The sequence below is a fragment of the uncultured Bradyrhizobium sp. genome, assembly GCF_964252615.1.
Taxonomy (GTDB): Bacteria; Pseudomonadota; Alphaproteobacteria; order Rhizobiales; family Xanthobacteraceae; genus Bradyrhizobium.
On the sequence record NZ_CAXUNQ010000013.1, the window covers coordinates 34,217 to 49,106 of the forward strand.

14 protein-coding genes are annotated in these 14,890 nt (G+C 63.8%); 7 read left to right on the forward strand and 7 right to left on the reverse strand.

Annotation, left to right across the window (positions count from 1 at the left end; genetic code table 11):
* The first annotated feature begins 63 nt into the window (after nt 1-63).
* Nucleotides 64-894, forward strand: a complete 831-nt coding sequence (locus tag ACFE72_RS09790; RefSeq protein WP_375412891.1) for an enoyl-CoA hydratase — start codon at nt 64-66, stop codon at nt 892-894.
* 289 nt (nt 895-1,183) lie between these two features.
* Here ACFE72_RS09790 and ACFE72_RS09795 read toward each other — a convergent pair whose 3' ends face one another.
* Together ACFE72_RS09795 and ACFE72_RS09800 are read right to left on the reverse strand one after the other, a co-directional pair.
* Complete coding sequence (locus tag ACFE72_RS09795) at nt 1,184-1,798, reverse strand: GNAT family N-acetyltransferase (protein WP_375412892.1); 615 nt, start codon at nt 1,796-1,798, stop codon at nt 1,184-1,186.
* 69 nt (nt 1,799-1,867) lie between these two features.
* The gene (locus tag ACFE72_RS09800) at nt 1,868-2,071 is read right to left on the reverse strand and encodes a DUF1127 domain-containing protein (RefSeq protein WP_375412893.1); all 204 of its coding nucleotides are present in this window, start codon (nt 2,069-2,071) and stop codon (nt 1,868-1,870) included.
* A gap of 110 nt (nt 2,072-2,181) precedes the next feature.
* Here ACFE72_RS09800 and ACFE72_RS09805 point away from each other — a divergent pair, with 110 nt between their 5' ends.
* The 5 genes from ACFE72_RS09805 to tcuB all read left to right on the forward strand — a co-directional run bounded on the left by ACFE72_RS09805 (nt 2,182) and on the right by tcuB (nt 8,101).
* Nucleotides 2,182-3,078, forward strand: coding sequence for a transcriptional regulator GcvA (locus tag ACFE72_RS09805; protein ID WP_375412894.1), 897 nt, complete (start codon nt 2,182-2,184; stop codon nt 3,076-3,078).
* A gap of 118 nt (nt 3,079-3,196) precedes the next feature.
* The gene (locus tag ACFE72_RS09810; protein WP_375412895.1) at nt 3,197-4,507 is read left to right on the forward strand and encodes an MFS transporter; all 1,311 of its coding nucleotides are present in this window, start codon (nt 3,197-3,199) and stop codon (nt 4,505-4,507) included.
* 43 nt (nt 4,508-4,550) lie between these two features.
* Complete coding sequence (gene tcuA, locus ACFE72_RS09815; protein WP_375412896.1) at nt 4,551-5,948, forward strand: FAD-dependent tricarballylate dehydrogenase TcuA; 1,398 nt, start codon at nt 4,551-4,553, stop codon at nt 5,946-5,948.
* 10 nt (nt 5,949-5,958) lie between these two features.
* Nucleotides 5,959-6,990: an esterase gene (locus tag ACFE72_RS09820; RefSeq protein ID WP_375412897.1), complete on the forward strand. Its 1,032-nt coding sequence runs from the start codon at nt 5,959-5,961 to the stop codon at nt 6,988-6,990.
* A gap of 13 nt (nt 6,991-7,003) precedes the next feature.
* Complete coding sequence (tcuB, locus tag ACFE72_RS09825; RefSeq protein ID WP_375412898.1) at nt 7,004-8,101, forward strand: tricarballylate utilization 4Fe-4S protein TcuB; 1,098 nt, start codon at nt 7,004-7,006, stop codon at nt 8,099-8,101.
* 168 nt (nt 8,102-8,269) lie between these two features.
* On the opposite strand, the gene ACFE72_RS09830 is transcribed toward tcuB, so the two are convergent.
* Genes ACFE72_RS09830 through ACFE72_RS09840 form a run of 3 tightly spaced genes read right to left on the reverse strand, consistent with a single transcriptional unit; the run spans nt 8,270 to nt 10,874 of the window.
* Nucleotides 8,270-8,683: a Rieske (2Fe-2S) protein gene (locus tag ACFE72_RS09830; RefSeq protein WP_375412899.1), complete on the reverse strand. Its 414-nt coding sequence runs from the start codon at nt 8,681-8,683 to the stop codon at nt 8,270-8,272.
* Nucleotides 8,683-9,792 carry an amidohydrolase family protein gene (locus tag ACFE72_RS09835; RefSeq protein ID WP_375412900.1) on the reverse strand — a complete coding sequence of 370 codons (1,110 nt, stop codon included), beginning with the start codon at nt 9,790-9,792 and terminating at the stop codon, nt 8,683-8,685. Before ACFE72_RS09835 ends, ACFE72_RS09830 begins: the two co-directional genes overlap by 1 nt.
* A complete protein-coding gene (locus ACFE72_RS09840; RefSeq protein WP_375412901.1) occupies nt 9,789-10,874 on the reverse strand; it encodes an amidohydrolase family protein in 1,086 nt (361 codons plus the stop codon). Before ACFE72_RS09840 ends, ACFE72_RS09835 begins: the two co-directional genes overlap by 4 nt.
* 187 nt (nt 10,875-11,061) lie before the next feature.
* On the opposite strand from ACFE72_RS09840, the gene ACFE72_RS09845 reads away from it, so the two are divergent.
* The gene (locus tag ACFE72_RS09845; RefSeq protein ID WP_375412902.1) at nt 11,062-11,547 is read left to right on the forward strand and encodes a CinA family protein; all 486 of its coding nucleotides are present in this window, start codon (nt 11,062-11,064) and stop codon (nt 11,545-11,547) included.
* Between the two features lie 27 nt (nt 11,548-11,574).
* Here the strand turns inward: ACFE72_RS09845 and ACFE72_RS09850 are convergent, their stop codons facing one another.
* A complete protein-coding gene (locus ACFE72_RS09850; protein WP_375412903.1) occupies nt 11,575-12,888 on the reverse strand; it encodes an HlyD family type I secretion periplasmic adaptor subunit in 1,314 nt (437 codons plus the stop codon).
* Nucleotides 12,885-14,630, reverse strand: a complete 1,746-nt coding sequence (locus tag ACFE72_RS09855) for a type I secretion system permease/ATPase (RefSeq protein ID WP_375412904.1) — start codon at nt 14,628-14,630, stop codon at nt 12,885-12,887. Before ACFE72_RS09855 ends, ACFE72_RS09850 begins: the two co-directional genes overlap by 4 nt.
* Nucleotides 14,631-14,890 lie beyond the last annotated feature (260 nt).

Genomic DNA, 14,890 nt, shown 5'->3' on the forward strand with positions numbered 1-14,890 from the left:
CCGGATTGCTTCGTCGCAAGCGCTCCGCGCAACGACGACACAAAAAGCTGGAGAGTTTTTTACATGACCGCCGAGACCAGAATCGACACCGGTACCGACGAACTGCTTTGCGCGATCCGCGACCGCGTCGCGGTGATCACGCTCAACCGGCCCAAGGCCCGCAACGCGCTGTCGGACCGACTGACGCCGGCGCTGCGCACCATGATCAAAACGTGCGGTGAAAATCCTGAGGTCGGCGCGCTGTTGATCACCGGCGCCGGCACCGCGTTCTGTTCGGGCGGCGACGTCAAGGGCATGGGCGCGCACCGCGACCCGAAGCGGCTCGCAATGTCCCATGACGAAAAGGTCGCTGACCTGCAGGAGCGCCAGCGCCTCCTGACCGGCGCGCTGGTATCGGTGCGCAAGCCGACCATTGCGGCACTTCCCGGCGCCGCCGTCGGCGCCGGCCTTGCCATCGCCATGGCCTGCGATATCCGCGTCGGCGCGGAATCGGCGTTTATCTCCACCGGCTACCTGCGTGTCGGCTTGAGCGGCGATTACGGCATCGCCTGGCTGCTGACGCGGCTGGTCGGCACTTCGCGGGCGCGCGAGTTGATGTTCACCGCGGAGAAAGTCGACGCCCGGCGTTGCGAGGCGATCGGCCTGGTCAATCGCGTGGTGCCCGATTCCAACCTTCAGGACGAAGCGTTTGCGCTGGCAAAATCGATGGCTGAAGGTCCGACCATCGCGTTGCGCTACATGAAGGACAACCTCGACGAAGCCCTGCTATTCGATTTTTCCACCGCGCGCGACCACGAAGCCGAGCGCCTGGTCCGCACCACCATGACCGCAGATCACAAGGAGGCGGTGCAGGCCTTCATCGAGAAGCGCAGGCCGGTATTTAAAGGAAACTAGTCCGTGTCCCATCATGGCCGGGCTCGTCCCTAAAGGGTGCACACATCTCATCGTCATTGCTTGACCCGGCAATCCATCCTGCTTCGCAAAAGTCTTTTTCGAAGAGCGATGGATACGCGGGTCAAGCCCGCGTAGGACGAGATGTGTGAAGCCAGCCGGGTCAAGCCCGGCAATGACGGCCGAGATATGTGAATCCGGTAAGGCTCGTCCCGGCCATCGACGTCTTCGCCGCCGCGCGAAAAGAAGACGTGGATCCGGGACAGGCATGACCACTTGCTTGGTCTGGCAATCAAACCGTAGCGTGCTGCGCAGCCTGCTGCGCCGCGCGGCGCCAACCGCCGCACGGAATATCCTTCGGCGCCACATCGATATGTTTTTCGAAGCGCACCAGTTTCCAATCGCCGGGCGTCGGCACGAAGGAGTATCCCGCCTTTCGGGCGACGCCGATCATGGCGTCGTTGGAGCGCAGCGTATCGCCGAAGATATGGCCGGCGCCGAAGGCTGCGGCCCGGCATTCCAGATTGGACAACAGCGCCGCGCCGATGCCCTGGCCCTGATAGCGGTCGTCGACCGACAGACCCAACTCGAAGCTTCCCGAAACCGGATTGAACGCATAGCGGGCCTCGCCGATGATGGTATCGACGCCGTCGGGTCGCATCATCGCGATTACGCTGAAGCGGTCGCCCTCGCCAACATGGGTGAAATGATCGAGTTCGGCTGGCGGCAGTTCACTGATCGCGCCGAGGAACCGGTTATAGCGGGAGCGCACCGACAGCGACCGGACATAGGCCTGCAGCGCCGCACCGTCGCGCGGTTCGACGAAGCGGACCGTAAAGGCTTTGCCGCCACGCGACAGCAGCACGTCGGAAGTTTGCTTCAGGTCGTCGAGTCCAAGAGCAATCATGGCGCGCTCCCGTAAGACTGAAAGAAATGGCCGGCGTCCTTCTTCGGGAGCGACGTCGGCCTTGGCTGCCTACGCCCGCCAGAACGGCTTTTCGGCCTCGTACACCACGTCGCTCCAGGACAGCCCGACGTCATGCAGGTCGCGCTCGGTCCAGTGGGTCAATTCGCGGCGCTGATGCCGGCGGTCGCGCCAGATATGAAGCGTTTCGGTGATCTGGGCCCAAAGTCCGGAACCATGATGATTAGTCATCAATTCATGCGTACAGGTCGACATGGTCGCCTCCTAAGGTTAAATGCCGGCGGCAATATCAGCCTTGACAGCTGGTTCCACAAACGACACTTTGTCCTTCGGCACATGAGATAAACTCATGTATTGATGCTCACATGACCGCCAGATTGCCCTCGCTCAATGGATTGCGCGCCTTCGAGGCCGCAGCCCGGCACCTCAGTTTCACTCATGCTGCGACCGAACTGAACGTTACCCAGACCGCGATCAGCCATCAGATCAAGCGGTTGGAGCAGGAACTCGGGATTCGGTTGTTTGTCCGGCAGAACCGCGCATTGACGCTGACAAAGCAGGCCAAGGAGTACCTGCCGGGCATACGCGCGGCGTTCAACGACCTTCGGCTCGCCACCGACCGGCTGCTGCGGCGGGAAAATGACCACGTCCTGACGATAAGCACCCTGGCATCGCTGGCGGCGAAATGGCTGTTGCCAAGACTTTCCGCATTCCAGGAAGCGCATCCCGGCATCGACGTCCGCATCACCACGTCGACCAGCCTTGTCGACTTCGGCAGCGGCGACGTCGATGCGGCAATCCGCTACGGCCGCGGCCAATGGCCGGGCCTGCGCGCGGATTGGCTGATGGCCGACCAGTTGTTCCCGGTCTGCAGCCCCGCGCTATTGAGCGGCAGCAAACCATTGCGATGCCCGGAAGATCTTGCCCACCACGTCCTGCTCCATTCCACCAACAATGACGACGACTGGCGACTCTGGCTCACCGCCGCGGGCCTGCCGACCACCATCGCAAAGCAGCACGGCGTTACTTTCGACCTCATCCTGATGGTGGTGCAAGCCGCGATCGACGGGATCGGTGTGGCGATCGGACGGACATCCTACGTGCAGGACGACATCGCCAAGGGCCGCCTCGTGGTGCCGTTCGATATTACGCTGCCGGCCGACGCCGGGTTCTATCTGGTTTCTCCGGCAGGCGCCGCCGACTCGCCGAAGCTTTCGGCCTTCCGGCAATGGCTGGTCGCCTCTGTCCAGAACAGATCCTGAAACTCCCGCGGCGCTTTTTTCCGCCTGTCCGCCCCGTTTTCCGTTTGGTGGCGCCCCGCAGGCGTGGCAGATTGTCGCGCCATAGCAGAGCAACTGCTTGGGCCGGGAGGATTGGATCATGACGTCAGTGGTGGCATCGGAAACTCCGCAGATCAAATCCCGCCTTGGCGCCATCCTGCGCTCGACCAGCGGCAATTTCCTCGAACAGTTCGATTTCTTCCTGTTCGGCTTTTATGCCACCGCGATTTCCAAGGCGTTCTTCCCCCCGGGCAATGAAACGACGGCGCTGCTGCTGACCTTCACCACGTTCTGGCTCGGCGCGCTGATGCGCCCGGTCGGCGCCATCGTGCTCGGCGCCTATATCGACCGGATCGGCCGCCGCCAGGGCTTGATCGTGACCTTGGCGATCATGGCGATGGGCACGGTGTTCATCGCGGTGTGCCCGACCTATGCCAGCATCGGCATCGCCGCCCCGATCTTCGTCCTGATCGGACGGCTGCTGCAGGGGTTCTCGGCGGGCGTCGAGCTTGGTGGCGTGTCGGTATACCTGTTCGAAATCGCGACGCCGGGCAACAAAGGTTTCTACACCTCGTTCCAGTCCGCCAGCCAGCAGGTTGCGATCTTCGCGGCCGCGATCATCGGCTTCGCGCTCAGCGAAAGCATGGGGCCGGAGACGATCGCGGCGTGGGGGTGGCGGATCCCGTTCTTCATCGGCTGCGCCATCGTTCCGTTCATCTTCGTGCTTCGCCGCACGCTCGAGGAAACTCCGGCATTTCTGGCGATGAAGAAGCATCCGACCGCGTCCGAGGTTTTCGCCTCGGCGGCGGTAAACTGGCGGATCATCTTCTGGGGCATGATGATGGTCGCGATGACCACCGTGACGTTTTATTTCGTCACGGTTTACACCCCGACCTTCGGCAAGAACGTTCTCAAGCTGACGACGCGCGAGGCGCTGCTGGTGACTCTCTTCGTCGCCGTCACCAACTTCATCTGGCTTCCGGTCGGCGGCGCGGTCTCGGACCGCATCGGGCGCAAGCCGGTGCTGCTGACGATCGCAGGTCTTTCGCTGGTCACCGCCTATCCGATGCTGTCGTGGCTCGTCGCCGAACCGACCTTCGCCAAGATGCTGATCGTCGAACTGGTGTTCTCGCTCTATTTCGGCGTCTACAACGGCGCGATGGTCGCGGCGCTGACCGAGATTGTCCCGGCCCATGTGCGTACCACCTGCTTCTCGCTGGCGTTCAGTCTCGCGGCCGCCTTGTTCGGGACCTTTACCCCGTTGGCGGCGACGTGGCTGATCTCGGAGACCGGCAGCAGTTCCTCGCCGGCATTCTGGCTGATGTTGGCCGCGGCCAGCGGCCTCATTGCGACCTTGGTCATCTATCGGGGCGGCCGGATCATCGAAACCCGCGAGGCGGTCGCGGCCTGATCGCAGCGGTTTTGCTTCTCCTGCAAACCAGCTAACAAGGCGCATGGCGGATCTCACCCGAAAATTCGACGTGCTGGTGATCGGCGGCGGCAACGCCGCACTGTGCGCCGCGATCGGCGCGCGCAGGTCGGGCGCGTCGGTGCTGGTGCTGGAAGGCGCGCCGAAATTCTATCGCGGCGGCAACACCCGCCATACCCGCAACATGCGCTGCGCCCATGACGCGGCGACCGACATCCTCACCGGCCCCTACACCGAGCAGGAGTTCTGGGAAGATCTGCTGCGCGTCACCGGCGGGCAGACCGACGAGGAACTTGCACGCTTCATGATCCGGGAGTCGAAAGACATCCTGGGGTGGATCGTCGAGCAGGGCGTGCGCTGGCAGCCTTCGCTGGGCGGGACGCTGAGCCTGGGGCGGACCAATTCATTCTTTCTCGGCGGCGGCCGGGCGATGCTCAATGCCCTGTATCTGACCGCGGAAAAACTCGGCATCGACATCCTTTACGACGCCGAAGTGCTCGATCTTGAAATCGAGGACGGCATGTTTCTCTCCGCTTCGCTGAAGCAGGGCGACGGCCGCGTCAGCGTGCGCGCCTCGACGCTGGTCGCCGCCGCCGGAGGCTTCGAGGCCAACATCGAATGGCTGAAGCAGTACTGGGGCGACGCCGCCGACAATTTCCTGATCCGCGGCACGCCCTATAATCGCGGCTCGGTCCTGAAAATTCTGCTGGCCCGGGGCGTGCAGGAGGTCGGCGATCCGACGCAATGCCACGCGGTGGCCATCGACGCCCGCGCGCCGAAATTCGACGGCGGCATCATCACGCGGCATGATTCGGTGGTGTTCGGCATCGTCGTCAACAAGCATGCGCAGCGCTTCTACGACGAGGGCGAAGACATCTGGCCGAAACGCTATGCGATCTGGGGCCGGCTGGTCGCAGCGCAACCCGACCAGATCGCCTACATCGTCTTCGATTCAACGGTCCTCAACAGCTTCATGCCGACGCTGTTCCCGCCGATCAAGGCCGGCAGCATGGCGGAGCTTGCCGGCAAATTCGATCTCGATCCAGACGCGCTGGAAAAAACCGTCGCCGATTTCAACGCCGCGGTGCGGCCCGGCACCTTCGATCACACCGTATTGGACGATTGCCGCACCGAGGGCCTGATGCCGCCGAAGACGCACTGGGCGCGCAGAATCGAGACGCCGCCGTATTTTGCCTATCCGGTGCGGCCCGGCATCACCTTCACCTATCTCGGTACCCGCGTGAACCGGCAGGCGCGGATGCTGATGAAGGACGGCAAGCCGTCATCGAACATGTTCGCCGCCGGCGAGATCATGGCCGGCAATGTGCTGGGCAAAGGCTATGCGGCGGGGATCGGAATGACCATCGGCAGCGTGTTCGGCCGGGTGGCGGGACGCGAAGCGGCGCAACATGCAAAGAACTGAAGGAATGACCATGTCACGCATCCGCGGTGCGATCGTTTCCCTTTCGTTACTGGCAACACCGGCGTTCGCGGCTGAACCAATCGCGTTGCGCGACATGGGCTCGTTCCATGTCGGCGGCCGGCTGGTCGAGATCTCTGGCAGGCCGGTCAAGGAAGTCGTTTTCACGCAAGGCGGCGTGCCGGCCAAGATCGATCCCAACGGCACCTACCAGGTCGAGCAGATGTATGTGCAGTATTTTCTGCCCGCCGACGAGAAAGGCGCTTATCCGCTTTTGATGTGGCATGGCGGCGGCCTTACCGGCGTCACCTATGAGACCACGCCGGATGGGCGCGAAGGCTGGCTGAACTATTTCCTGCGCCGCGGCTGGAGCGTCTACAATTCCGACGCGGTCGAGCGCGGCCGTGCCGGGTGGGCGCAATATCCCGACATCTTCAAAAGCGAGCCGGTGTTTCTCACCACCAGCAATCCGTTCGAACGGTTTCGCATCGGCACCGGCCCGGGCTGGGATCCGGATCCGGCGAAACGGAAGCTGATGCCGGGCAGCCAGTTTCCAAACGAGGGCTACGACAACTTCACCAAACAGGGCGTTCCGCGCTGGACCACCAACGACGACGCGACGCTGGCCGCCTATATCGCCGAGATCGACCGCGTCTGCCCCTGCGTGATCCTGTTTCACAGCCAGGCGGGGGCGTTCGGCTTCAAGGCGGCCCAAGCCCGACCCGACAAGGTCAAGGCGCTGGTCGCGGTAGAACCGGCGGGGGTGGGCGATCCGGGCAGGGTGGATGCACTGAAAGGCATTCCGTCGCTATTGGTCTATGGCGACTTTATCGAGCAGGATTCGCGCTGGCCGAAAATTCGCGCCACCGGCGCCGCTTTTGCCGACGGCATCCGCGCCGCCGGCGGCACGGCCGAGGTGGTCGACCTGCCCAAGGCCGGCATCAACGGCAATTCGCACATGATGATGATGGACAAGAACAATGCCGAGGTGGCCGCGCTGATCCAGACCTGGCTGGAAGGCAAGGGGCTGACCAAAAAGCCCTGAGGGAAGCAGCAGCATGCACGGAACAAGAATTCTCGAGGAAGCCGACCGCCTGATGACGGTGTGCAATTCGTGCCGCTATTGCGAGGGCCTGTGCGCGGTCTTTCCGGCGATGGAGCTGCGCCGTTCGTTTTCCGATGGCGACCTGAACTACCTCGCCAATCTCTGCCACGGTTGCGGCGCCTGCTATCCCGACTGCCAGTTCTCGCCGCCGCATGAATTCAACGTCAACGTCCCGAAAGCGATGGCGATCGCCCGCGCCGAATCCTACGCCGCCTATGCCTGGCCCGCGCTTTTCTCCGGCGCCTTCGCCCGCAACGGGCTCGCCATCAGTATCATCGCGAGCTTCAGCGTCGCGCTGTTCATCTTCGGCTTCGCCGCTTTCAACGACCGGCAGGTTCTGTTCGGCGTCCATACCGGCCCCGGCGCGTTCTATGAACTGATGCCGCATAACGCGATGGCGGTGCTGTTCGGCGCGGTGTTCCTGTATGCGATCGTCGCGCTTGCGATGGGCGTCCGCGCCTTCTGGCGCGACATCGGCGAACCCGTCGGCGGGCGCGCCGGACCGCGCGCGCTGTTTCGGGCGATGCGGGATGCCGGCGAGTTGCGCTATCTCGACGGCGGCGGCGTCGGCTGCGTCAACGAGGACGAACGGCCGAACGACCGCCGCAAGATTTATCATCATTTCGCCTTCTACGGCTTTGTCCTTTGCTTCGCCTCGACCTGCATTGCGACGCTGTATCATTACCTGCTTGCGCGCGAGGCGCCGTATCCATGGTGGGACCTGCCGGTGGTGCTGGGTACGCTGGGGGGCCTCGGCCTGCTGATCGGGCCTGCGGGACTGCTGGCGGAAAAGTTCGCGCGCGATCCCGCGCTGGTCGACCAGCAGCGCCTCGGCATGGACGTCGCCTTCATCGCGATGCTGTTCATGACCAGTCTGACCGGCATGGCGTTGCTGATGCTGCGCGACACTGCGGCGATGGGCCCGCTGCTGGCGCTGCATCTCGGCGTCGTGTTCGCGCTGTTTCTCACCATGCCGTACGGCAAGTTCGTGCACGGGATTTATCGGTATGTCGCGTTGGTGCGGTACGCGCAGGAGCGGCAGCAGATCTGATGTCGTCCCCGTGCAGGCCCCGACCTACGCGCCGTGCCGCCAATGATACGGAAGGCCTAAGCGACTTTGTTGCAACACCTCACCGAATCTTGAACGCCGGGGTGATGGATTCCTGCCTGCGCGGGGATGACGCGCAAGATGCGGCAACGCTTCACGGAGACGACGAACTCACAAATCCACCACCACGTAGTCATTCTCCACCGACACCGCCACTGTCTCAGCGATGTAAGGGCCCTTCACCACGCTGGCGCCGGATTCGACATGAGCGGGATAGGCTTTCACGCGAAACCGTTTCGGGTCGCAATACGACTGCCCGGTGCGGATATCGAATTCCCAGCCGTGCCACGGACAGCGAATGATCTCGCCCAGCCGCGTATACTGAATCTCGCCGGGGTCGGAGGATTGCGCGAGCCCGATCAGGGGCCCCTCGCACAGCGCCGCACCCTGGTGCGGACAGCGGTTCAGCAGGCCGAAGAACTCGCCCTTGATGTTGAACACCGCGATCGGGCGCTGATCGATGGTGAGAAATCTTCGCGTGCCCGGCGGTAATTCATCCACCGGGGCAATGACGTGTCGGGTCATCAGGTGACGCCGTACAGCTTCTGCGCGTTGCCGAGATAAAACGCCTCGCGATTGGCGTCGCCGACGCCGGCCGGCAGCACCCGTGACGGATCGTCGTAATCCCAGTGCGGATAGTCGGTGGCGAACAGCAGTTTGTCCCAGCCGATCCAGTCGATCACGTCGAACAGATGGTCGCGCCGCTCCGGATCCTCCATCGGCTGGGTGGTCCACCAGATGTGCTCGCGGATGGTTTCCGAGGGCGGGCGTTTTACGTGCGGCACCTCGCTGCGCAGTTTTTGCCAGACCTTGTCCAGCCGCCACGACAGCGACGGCGCCCAGCCGAAGCCGGCCTCGATCATGACCATCTTCAGGCCCGGATGCCGCTCGAACACGCCCTCGAGCACGATGCTGGCGAGTGCGGTCTGCTGGCACTGCGAATGACCGACCATCTCCTCGATATAATAGCTGGGCCAGCCGGATGCGGTGATCGGATTGCCGCCGAAGCCGAAGGCGTGCACGCCGACCGGCAATCCGGCCTCTTCCGCGGCTTCATAGATCGGCCAATAGCGGCGTTGCCCGAGCGGCTCGACATTGCGGCTGAGCAGCAGCACCTGCACGAAATTCTTGTCCCCCGCGCGCCTGCGAATTTCGGCGGCCGCCGCCGGCCCGTCCTCGTTGGCGACCACGACGGAGCCTTTCAAGCGTGCATCCTTGCCGGTCCATTCCGCGATCTGCCAGTCGTTGACGGCGGTGGCAAGTGCCGCGCTGAGATCGTGGTTGCGGATGCCCTGCCCGGTCTGCAACGGACACAACACGCCGAGCGCGACGTTGTTGGGATCGAGGTGCTGCTGCTGCATGAATGCCAGCGACGAGCCCTGCGGGCCGCCGTCCGGGGGATAGGCGTCGCGGCGCGAGGCGTTGGGCTGCGCCTTGGGGTATGGCGGGCCTTCCATCATTCCCTGGTAGGGATGCTTGCCGTAGGTTTCGAGATGCGCATGCCAGCGCCTGGCCATATAGGGGTAGAGATCCTTCAGGCTCTTGCGCGCAGGGTGGATGTCGCAGTCGGCGATCGCGGTTTTGACGCCAGCCGATAAGGCCTGCTCGGCGCCGGCGCCGAACTGCATGTTCATTGCGTCATCTCCTGCGTCACGGCATCCTTCAGGCGGCGGTAGGTCGCGTGCGGATTGTCGATCATGATCCTGCGCACAAGCTCGGCCGACATTCCATCCGGCAGCACGGCATCGCCATCGAATTGCCAGTGCGGATAATCGGTGGAGAATAGGAGCAATTCGTCCGACTGCATATGGTCAAACAGGCGATTTAGTGTCGCCGGGTCCGGAGGCGCGTCGACCGGCTGCAGCGAGAACCGGATATTGCTGCGCACAATCTCCAGCGGCGGGCGGTCCACCCACGGCGTTTCCATCCGCACCCCACGCCAGAATTTATGCAGCCGCCACAGATACGACGGCAGCCAGGTAAAGCCGGATTCCAGCATCACCATTTTCAAATCGGGATGCCGCGCAAACACGCCCTCCACGATCAGGCTGGTCATCTGGGTCTGGAACGCCTGCGCCTGCGCGACGTAATCCTCGATGTGATAGGAGCCCCAGCCGACCGACGTCGGCGGATTGTGATAATTGCTGCCGGCGTGCACCCCGATCGGCAAGCCGAGCCGTTCCGCGGCGGCATAGATCGGCCAGTAGGCGCGCTTGCCGAGCGGCATGTCGCCCATCACCAGCATCAGCACCTGGACGAAGCGCTTGTCCTTTGCGCAGCGTTCGATCTCCGCCACCGACTTCTCGATGCTCTGCACGGGAATGACGATCGAACCGCGCAGCCGTGCATCCTTGTCGAGCCATTCCTTGACCAGCCAGTCGTTCAGCGCGCGGCAGAATGCGTCCGCCATGTCCTCGCTGAACACCATCTGCACGCCGTACAGCGGATTGCAGATGCCGTAGCCGACCGCGAATCTATCGAGCACCTGCGCCTTGATGTCCGCGAGGCTGGAGCCGGGCTTGCCCTGCGACGGCCGCCAATCGGGCCGCGACGCGATCGGAGAATTCAGCGGATAGGATTGCGACACCAGGTCGGTCATGCCGCGCGTGATCACCTGATCGCGCCAGTAGTCGTTCAGGTAGGGCAGCAGGCTGGTGAGATGGGGCACGGCCGGATGCAGATCGCAATCCACGCCGCCCGGAATCGGGGACGTCATTTGGTTGTTCCCTCCACCGTCGCTCCCGCGAAGGCGGGGGACCCATACGCCGTGACACCGATGTTTGACCGCAGTGGTAGTATACTTGCTGCGCCATCACGCGCTATGACCGAGTACTGGATTATGGTCCCCGCCTTCGCGGGGACGACGAACGCGAGTGACGGCGCCTCAGGGAAGGATTGAGCCTATGCAAGACCTCATTCCAATCGCGCAAGAAATCGCCGCCAGACTGATCGAGCGGCGCCAGACCATTGCGGTCGCCGAATCCTCGACCGGCGGCCTGATTTCGGCGGCGCTGCTGGCGGTGCCCGGCGCCTCCGCGTATTTCCTCGGCGCGGCGGTAGTCTACACCCCCGACGCGCGACGGATCCTGATGGACATCCAGGACGGGGACATGAACGGCATCCGCTCGGCCTCGGAGCCTTACGCGAAATTGCTCGCGACGCGGGTTCGAAGCCGCTTTTCTTGCGACTGGGGCCTGTCGGAAACCGGCGCGACCGGGCCGGCCCGCAACCGCCACGGCGACCCCGTCGGCCATACCTGCATGGCGGTGGCCGGAGCGGCGGGGCAACTGGCCATGACGCTGGAAACCGGCAGCGCCGACCGGCTCGCCAACATGCATGTATTCGCGAGCACGGCGCTGAATTACCTGCTGCAGAATCTATCGCGCTGACGGCTGTCGTCCCCGCAAGGCAGCGGCTCACCGCTCGCGGAATGAGCGCATCAACTGATCGTTCAGCGGTTTGAGCAGATAGGACAGCATGGTGCGGTCCCCGGTCTGCACAAAGGCTTCGACCGGCATGCCGGGGATCAGCTTGACGTCGCCGAGACGGGCGACCTCTGCGGGCGGCAGCGAAACGCGGATGGTGTAATAGCTCTGTCCGGTGCGCTGGTCGGTGGTGACGTCGGCCGACACCCGGGTGACGAGGCCGTTCAATTCCGGCGTGGTACGCTGGTTGAATGCCGACAGCCGCAGCAGCGTCTTCTGACCGATCTGCAGTTTGTCGATATCCTTCGGATCGACCTTGGCCTCGACCGACAGATCGTCGGCCTGCGGCACGATCATCATCATGGCGTCACCGGCGGTGATCACGCCGCCCACGGTGTGCACGTTGTTCTGCAGCACCATGCCGTCCTGCGGGGCGCGGATATCGACCCGCCGCAGTTGATCTTCCGCGGTCACCTTGCGCTCGACGAACTCGCCGATCTTGTCGTTGGTTTCGCGCAAATCCTTGGAGACCTCGCTGACCATGTCCCTGTCGACCTGGATGATCTGCAGTTCGGTTTCGGTGATCTTGCCTTTTGCCTGCGCGCGCGATGCGATGTATTGCGCCCGCTCGCCGTTGAGCCGGGCGGCGTCGCGTTCCAAGGTGGTCAGGCGCGTCAGTTGAACGAGGTGCTGCTCGTAGAGCTGACGGACCCCGACGAGCTCTTTCTCGATCAGCGCGATTTCCTTGTCCTTGGCCTGCTCCTGCGCGGTCAGGCCGCCGATCTCCTCGTTCAATTGCGAGACGCGTTCGCGCAACTGCGCCTTCTGCCCGGCGCGGCCGGTGACGCGCACCTCGAACAGCTTGCTTTCGCTGGTCATGACGTTTTTGACGTCGGGATCGTCGGCGCGTTCGGTGAGCTGCGGCGGAAAGGTAAGCTTGCTTTCGCCGCGCTGCTCCGCTTCCAGCCGCGCCGCGCGCGCATAGAGGCCGTTGAGCGTCTTGACCACGATCGCGAGGCTGGCCTTGGTGACGGTGTCGTCGAGGCGCACCACGACATCGCCGGCCTTGACCACGTCGCCGTCCCGCACGCGCACCTCGCCGACCACGCCGCCGGTCGGATGCTGGACTTTCTTCACATTGGAATCCACGACGACCGCTCCCGGCGCAATCAATGCTCCGGAGATCAGCGCGGTCGATGCCCAGCCGCCGAACCCGCCGGCCAGAACGATGACCACCGCGAGCCCGATGATCAGATGCAGCCTGATCGAACGGCGCGCGCCTTTTACCTCACCGTCGTCGCTCATGATTTTGCAACGCCTCCCTCAGACACGATCTTGATCGGGGTCGGCGGAGCGACCCGCTGCAATACCTGTCCGAGCACCTGGTCCTTGGGACCGAAGGCCTGCATGCGCCCGTCCTTCAGGACAAGAAGCATATCGACGGCCTCGATGCCGATCGGACGGTGCGCAACGACCACCACAATCGCACCGCGTTCGCGCGCGGCGCGGACCGCCCGCGTCAAAGCCTCGTCGCCCTCTGTGTCGAGATTGGAATTCGGCTCGTCGAGGACAATCAGAAACGGGTTTCCATACAGCGCCCGCGCCAACGCAACGCGCTGCGCCTGGCCGGCCGACAGCGCAACCCCCTGCTCGCCGACTTGCGTATCGTAGCCCTCGCGCATTTTGACGATCATCTCATGAACGCCGGCCTCCCTGGCGGCGGCGATGATGTCTTCCGATTTGGCGTCGGGATCGAAGCGGCAGATATTTTGCGCAACCGTGCCTGCGAACAATTCGACGTCCTGCGGCAGATATCCGACATGTTGCCCGAGCAGGTCGGACGACCACTGATCGAGGGCTGCGGCATCGAGCCGGACTTTCCCGCGCACCGGCAGCCACACCCCCACCAGCGCCCGCACCAGTGAAGACTTGCCGGATCCGCTTGGCCCGATGACGCCCAGCCCGTTGCCCGCTTCGAGCGCGAAGGTCACGTCCTGGACGATGATCTTCTGGTCGCCGGGCGGGACGATGCTGATATTCTCCACGGACAGACGCTTGGAGGGATTCTGCAACCGTGTCGGCGCGGTCTGCGCCGGCATCGATCCGAGCAGTCGGTTCAGGCGATGCCAGCTCTGCCGCGCCGCGACAAAACCCTTCCAGTGCGCGATCGCGAGGTCGACCGGGGCCAGCGCCCGCGCACTCAGGATCGAGCCCGCGATGATGACGCCCGCGGTCGCTTCCTGGTGAATCACCAGATACGCGCCGACGCCGAGCACCGCCGACTGCAGGGTCATGCGCATGACCTTGGCGGTGGCGCCGAGCCCGCCCGCGACATCGCTGGTGCGCTGACTGCCTGAAAGGTAATTCTGATTGGCAGCGCTCCAGCGCCGGGTCAGGCGGCCCGACATCCCCATCGCCACCAGCACTTCCGCGTTTCGCCGGCTGGCGGCGGCGAGGTCGTTGCGCCGCGCCGCCAGCCCCATCGCCTCGCGCGCGGGCCCGCGGGTCAGGAACTCGGTCAGGATGGTCAGGATGACCAGGATGATGGCGCCGACGAGCGCGGTCAGACCGATCAGAACATGAAAGGCAAAGCAGATCGCGAGATAGAACGGCAGCCATGGCAGGTCGAAGAACGCGCCAGGGCCCATGCTGGAGAGAAACGACCTGATGTTGTCGAGGTCGCGCAAGGGCTGCAGCCCTTCGCTGCGGCCGCCCGCGATCAGCGGCAGCCGCACCACGGTTTCAAACACCCGGCCGCTGAGCGCCTCATCGAGCGACGTACCGATACGGACCAGTATGCGTCCCCGGATCAGGTCGAGAACGCCTTGGGCGACGTACAATCCTCCGGCGAGGATGACCAGGCCGACCAGGGTGGGCACGCTTCGGCTTGGAAGCACCCGGTCGTAGATCTCCAGCATGAAGATGGAGCCGGTCAGGTACAGGAGATTGATCATGCAACTCATGATACCGACGCCGATGAAAGCGTTGCGGCAGGCGCGCAGCGCTTCACCGAGTTCGGAACGCCGGACGCCGGGAATGGCTGCCATTAAGCGCGATCTCTTCAGTGGACGTGGAAAGCTGGTCTTTTACCGAGGTTTTATGCCATCGTCCATGTAAGTTGCGTTAACTTAAACGCGATAGGCGACGGTGCGCTGGCGGAGCGCCAGTCATTGCCGGGTCTGTTGCCAGGAACGGTGTGCGTCACCGCCGGTTTTCGGAGACGGAACCAGACCACTGAGCGCATACCCGCGGCATTCGGGCAGGGCGCCGCTCAGCTCGGACTGCAAAGCGGAACCTTTTTCGCCGT

What these genes read in the sequence shown, in the direction of transcription:
- ACFE72_RS09810 (WP_375412895.1), top strand. Translation starts at nt 3,197, where the DNA reads ATGACGTCAGTGGTGGCATCGGAAACTCCGCAGATCAAATCCCGCCTT.
- ACFE72_RS09840 (WP_375412901.1), bottom strand. Translation starts at nt 10,874, where the DNA reads ATGACGTCCCCGATTCCGGGCGGCGTGGATTGCGATCTGCATCCGGCC.
- ACFE72_RS09850 (WP_375412903.1), bottom strand. Translation starts at nt 12,888, where the DNA reads ATGAGCGACGACGGTGAGGTAAAAGGCGCGCGCCGTTCGATCAGGCTG.
- ACFE72_RS09805 (WP_375412894.1), top strand. Translation starts at nt 2,182, where the DNA reads ATGACCGCCAGATTGCCCTCGCTCAATGGATTGCGCGCCTTCGAGGCC.
- ACFE72_RS09820 (WP_375412897.1), top strand. Translation starts at nt 5,959, where the DNA reads ATGTCACGCATCCGCGGTGCGATCGTTTCCCTTTCGTTACTGGCAACA.
- ACFE72_RS09855 (WP_375412904.1), bottom strand. Translation starts at nt 14,630, where the DNA reads ATGGCAGCCATTCCCGGCGTCCGGCGTTCCGAACTCGGTGAAGCGCTG.
- ACFE72_RS09845 (WP_375412902.1), top strand. Translation starts at nt 11,062, where the DNA reads ATGCAAGACCTCATTCCAATCGCGCAAGAAATCGCCGCCAGACTGATC.
- ACFE72_RS09790 (WP_375412891.1), top strand. Translation starts at nt 64, where the DNA reads ATGACCGCCGAGACCAGAATCGACACCGGTACCGACGAACTGCTTTGC.
- ACFE72_RS09800 (WP_375412893.1), bottom strand. Translation starts at nt 2,071, where the DNA reads ATGTCGACCTGTACGCATGAATTGATGACTAATCATCATGGTTCCGGA.
- ACFE72_RS09835 (WP_375412900.1), bottom strand. Translation starts at nt 9,792, where the DNA reads ATGAACATGCAGTTCGGCGCCGGCGCCGAGCAGGCCTTATCGGCTGGC.
- ACFE72_RS09830 (WP_375412899.1), bottom strand. Translation starts at nt 8,683, where the DNA reads ATGACCCGACACGTCATTGCCCCGGTGGATGAATTACCGCCGGGCACG.
- tcuB (WP_375412898.1), top strand. Translation starts at nt 7,004, where the DNA reads ATGCACGGAACAAGAATTCTCGAGGAAGCCGACCGCCTGATGACGGTG.
- tcuA (WP_375412896.1), top strand. Translation starts at nt 4,551, where the DNA reads ATGGCGGATCTCACCCGAAAATTCGACGTGCTGGTGATCGGCGGCGGC.
- ACFE72_RS09795 (WP_375412892.1), bottom strand. Translation starts at nt 1,798, where the DNA reads ATGATTGCTCTTGGACTCGACGACCTGAAGCAAACTTCCGACGTGCTG.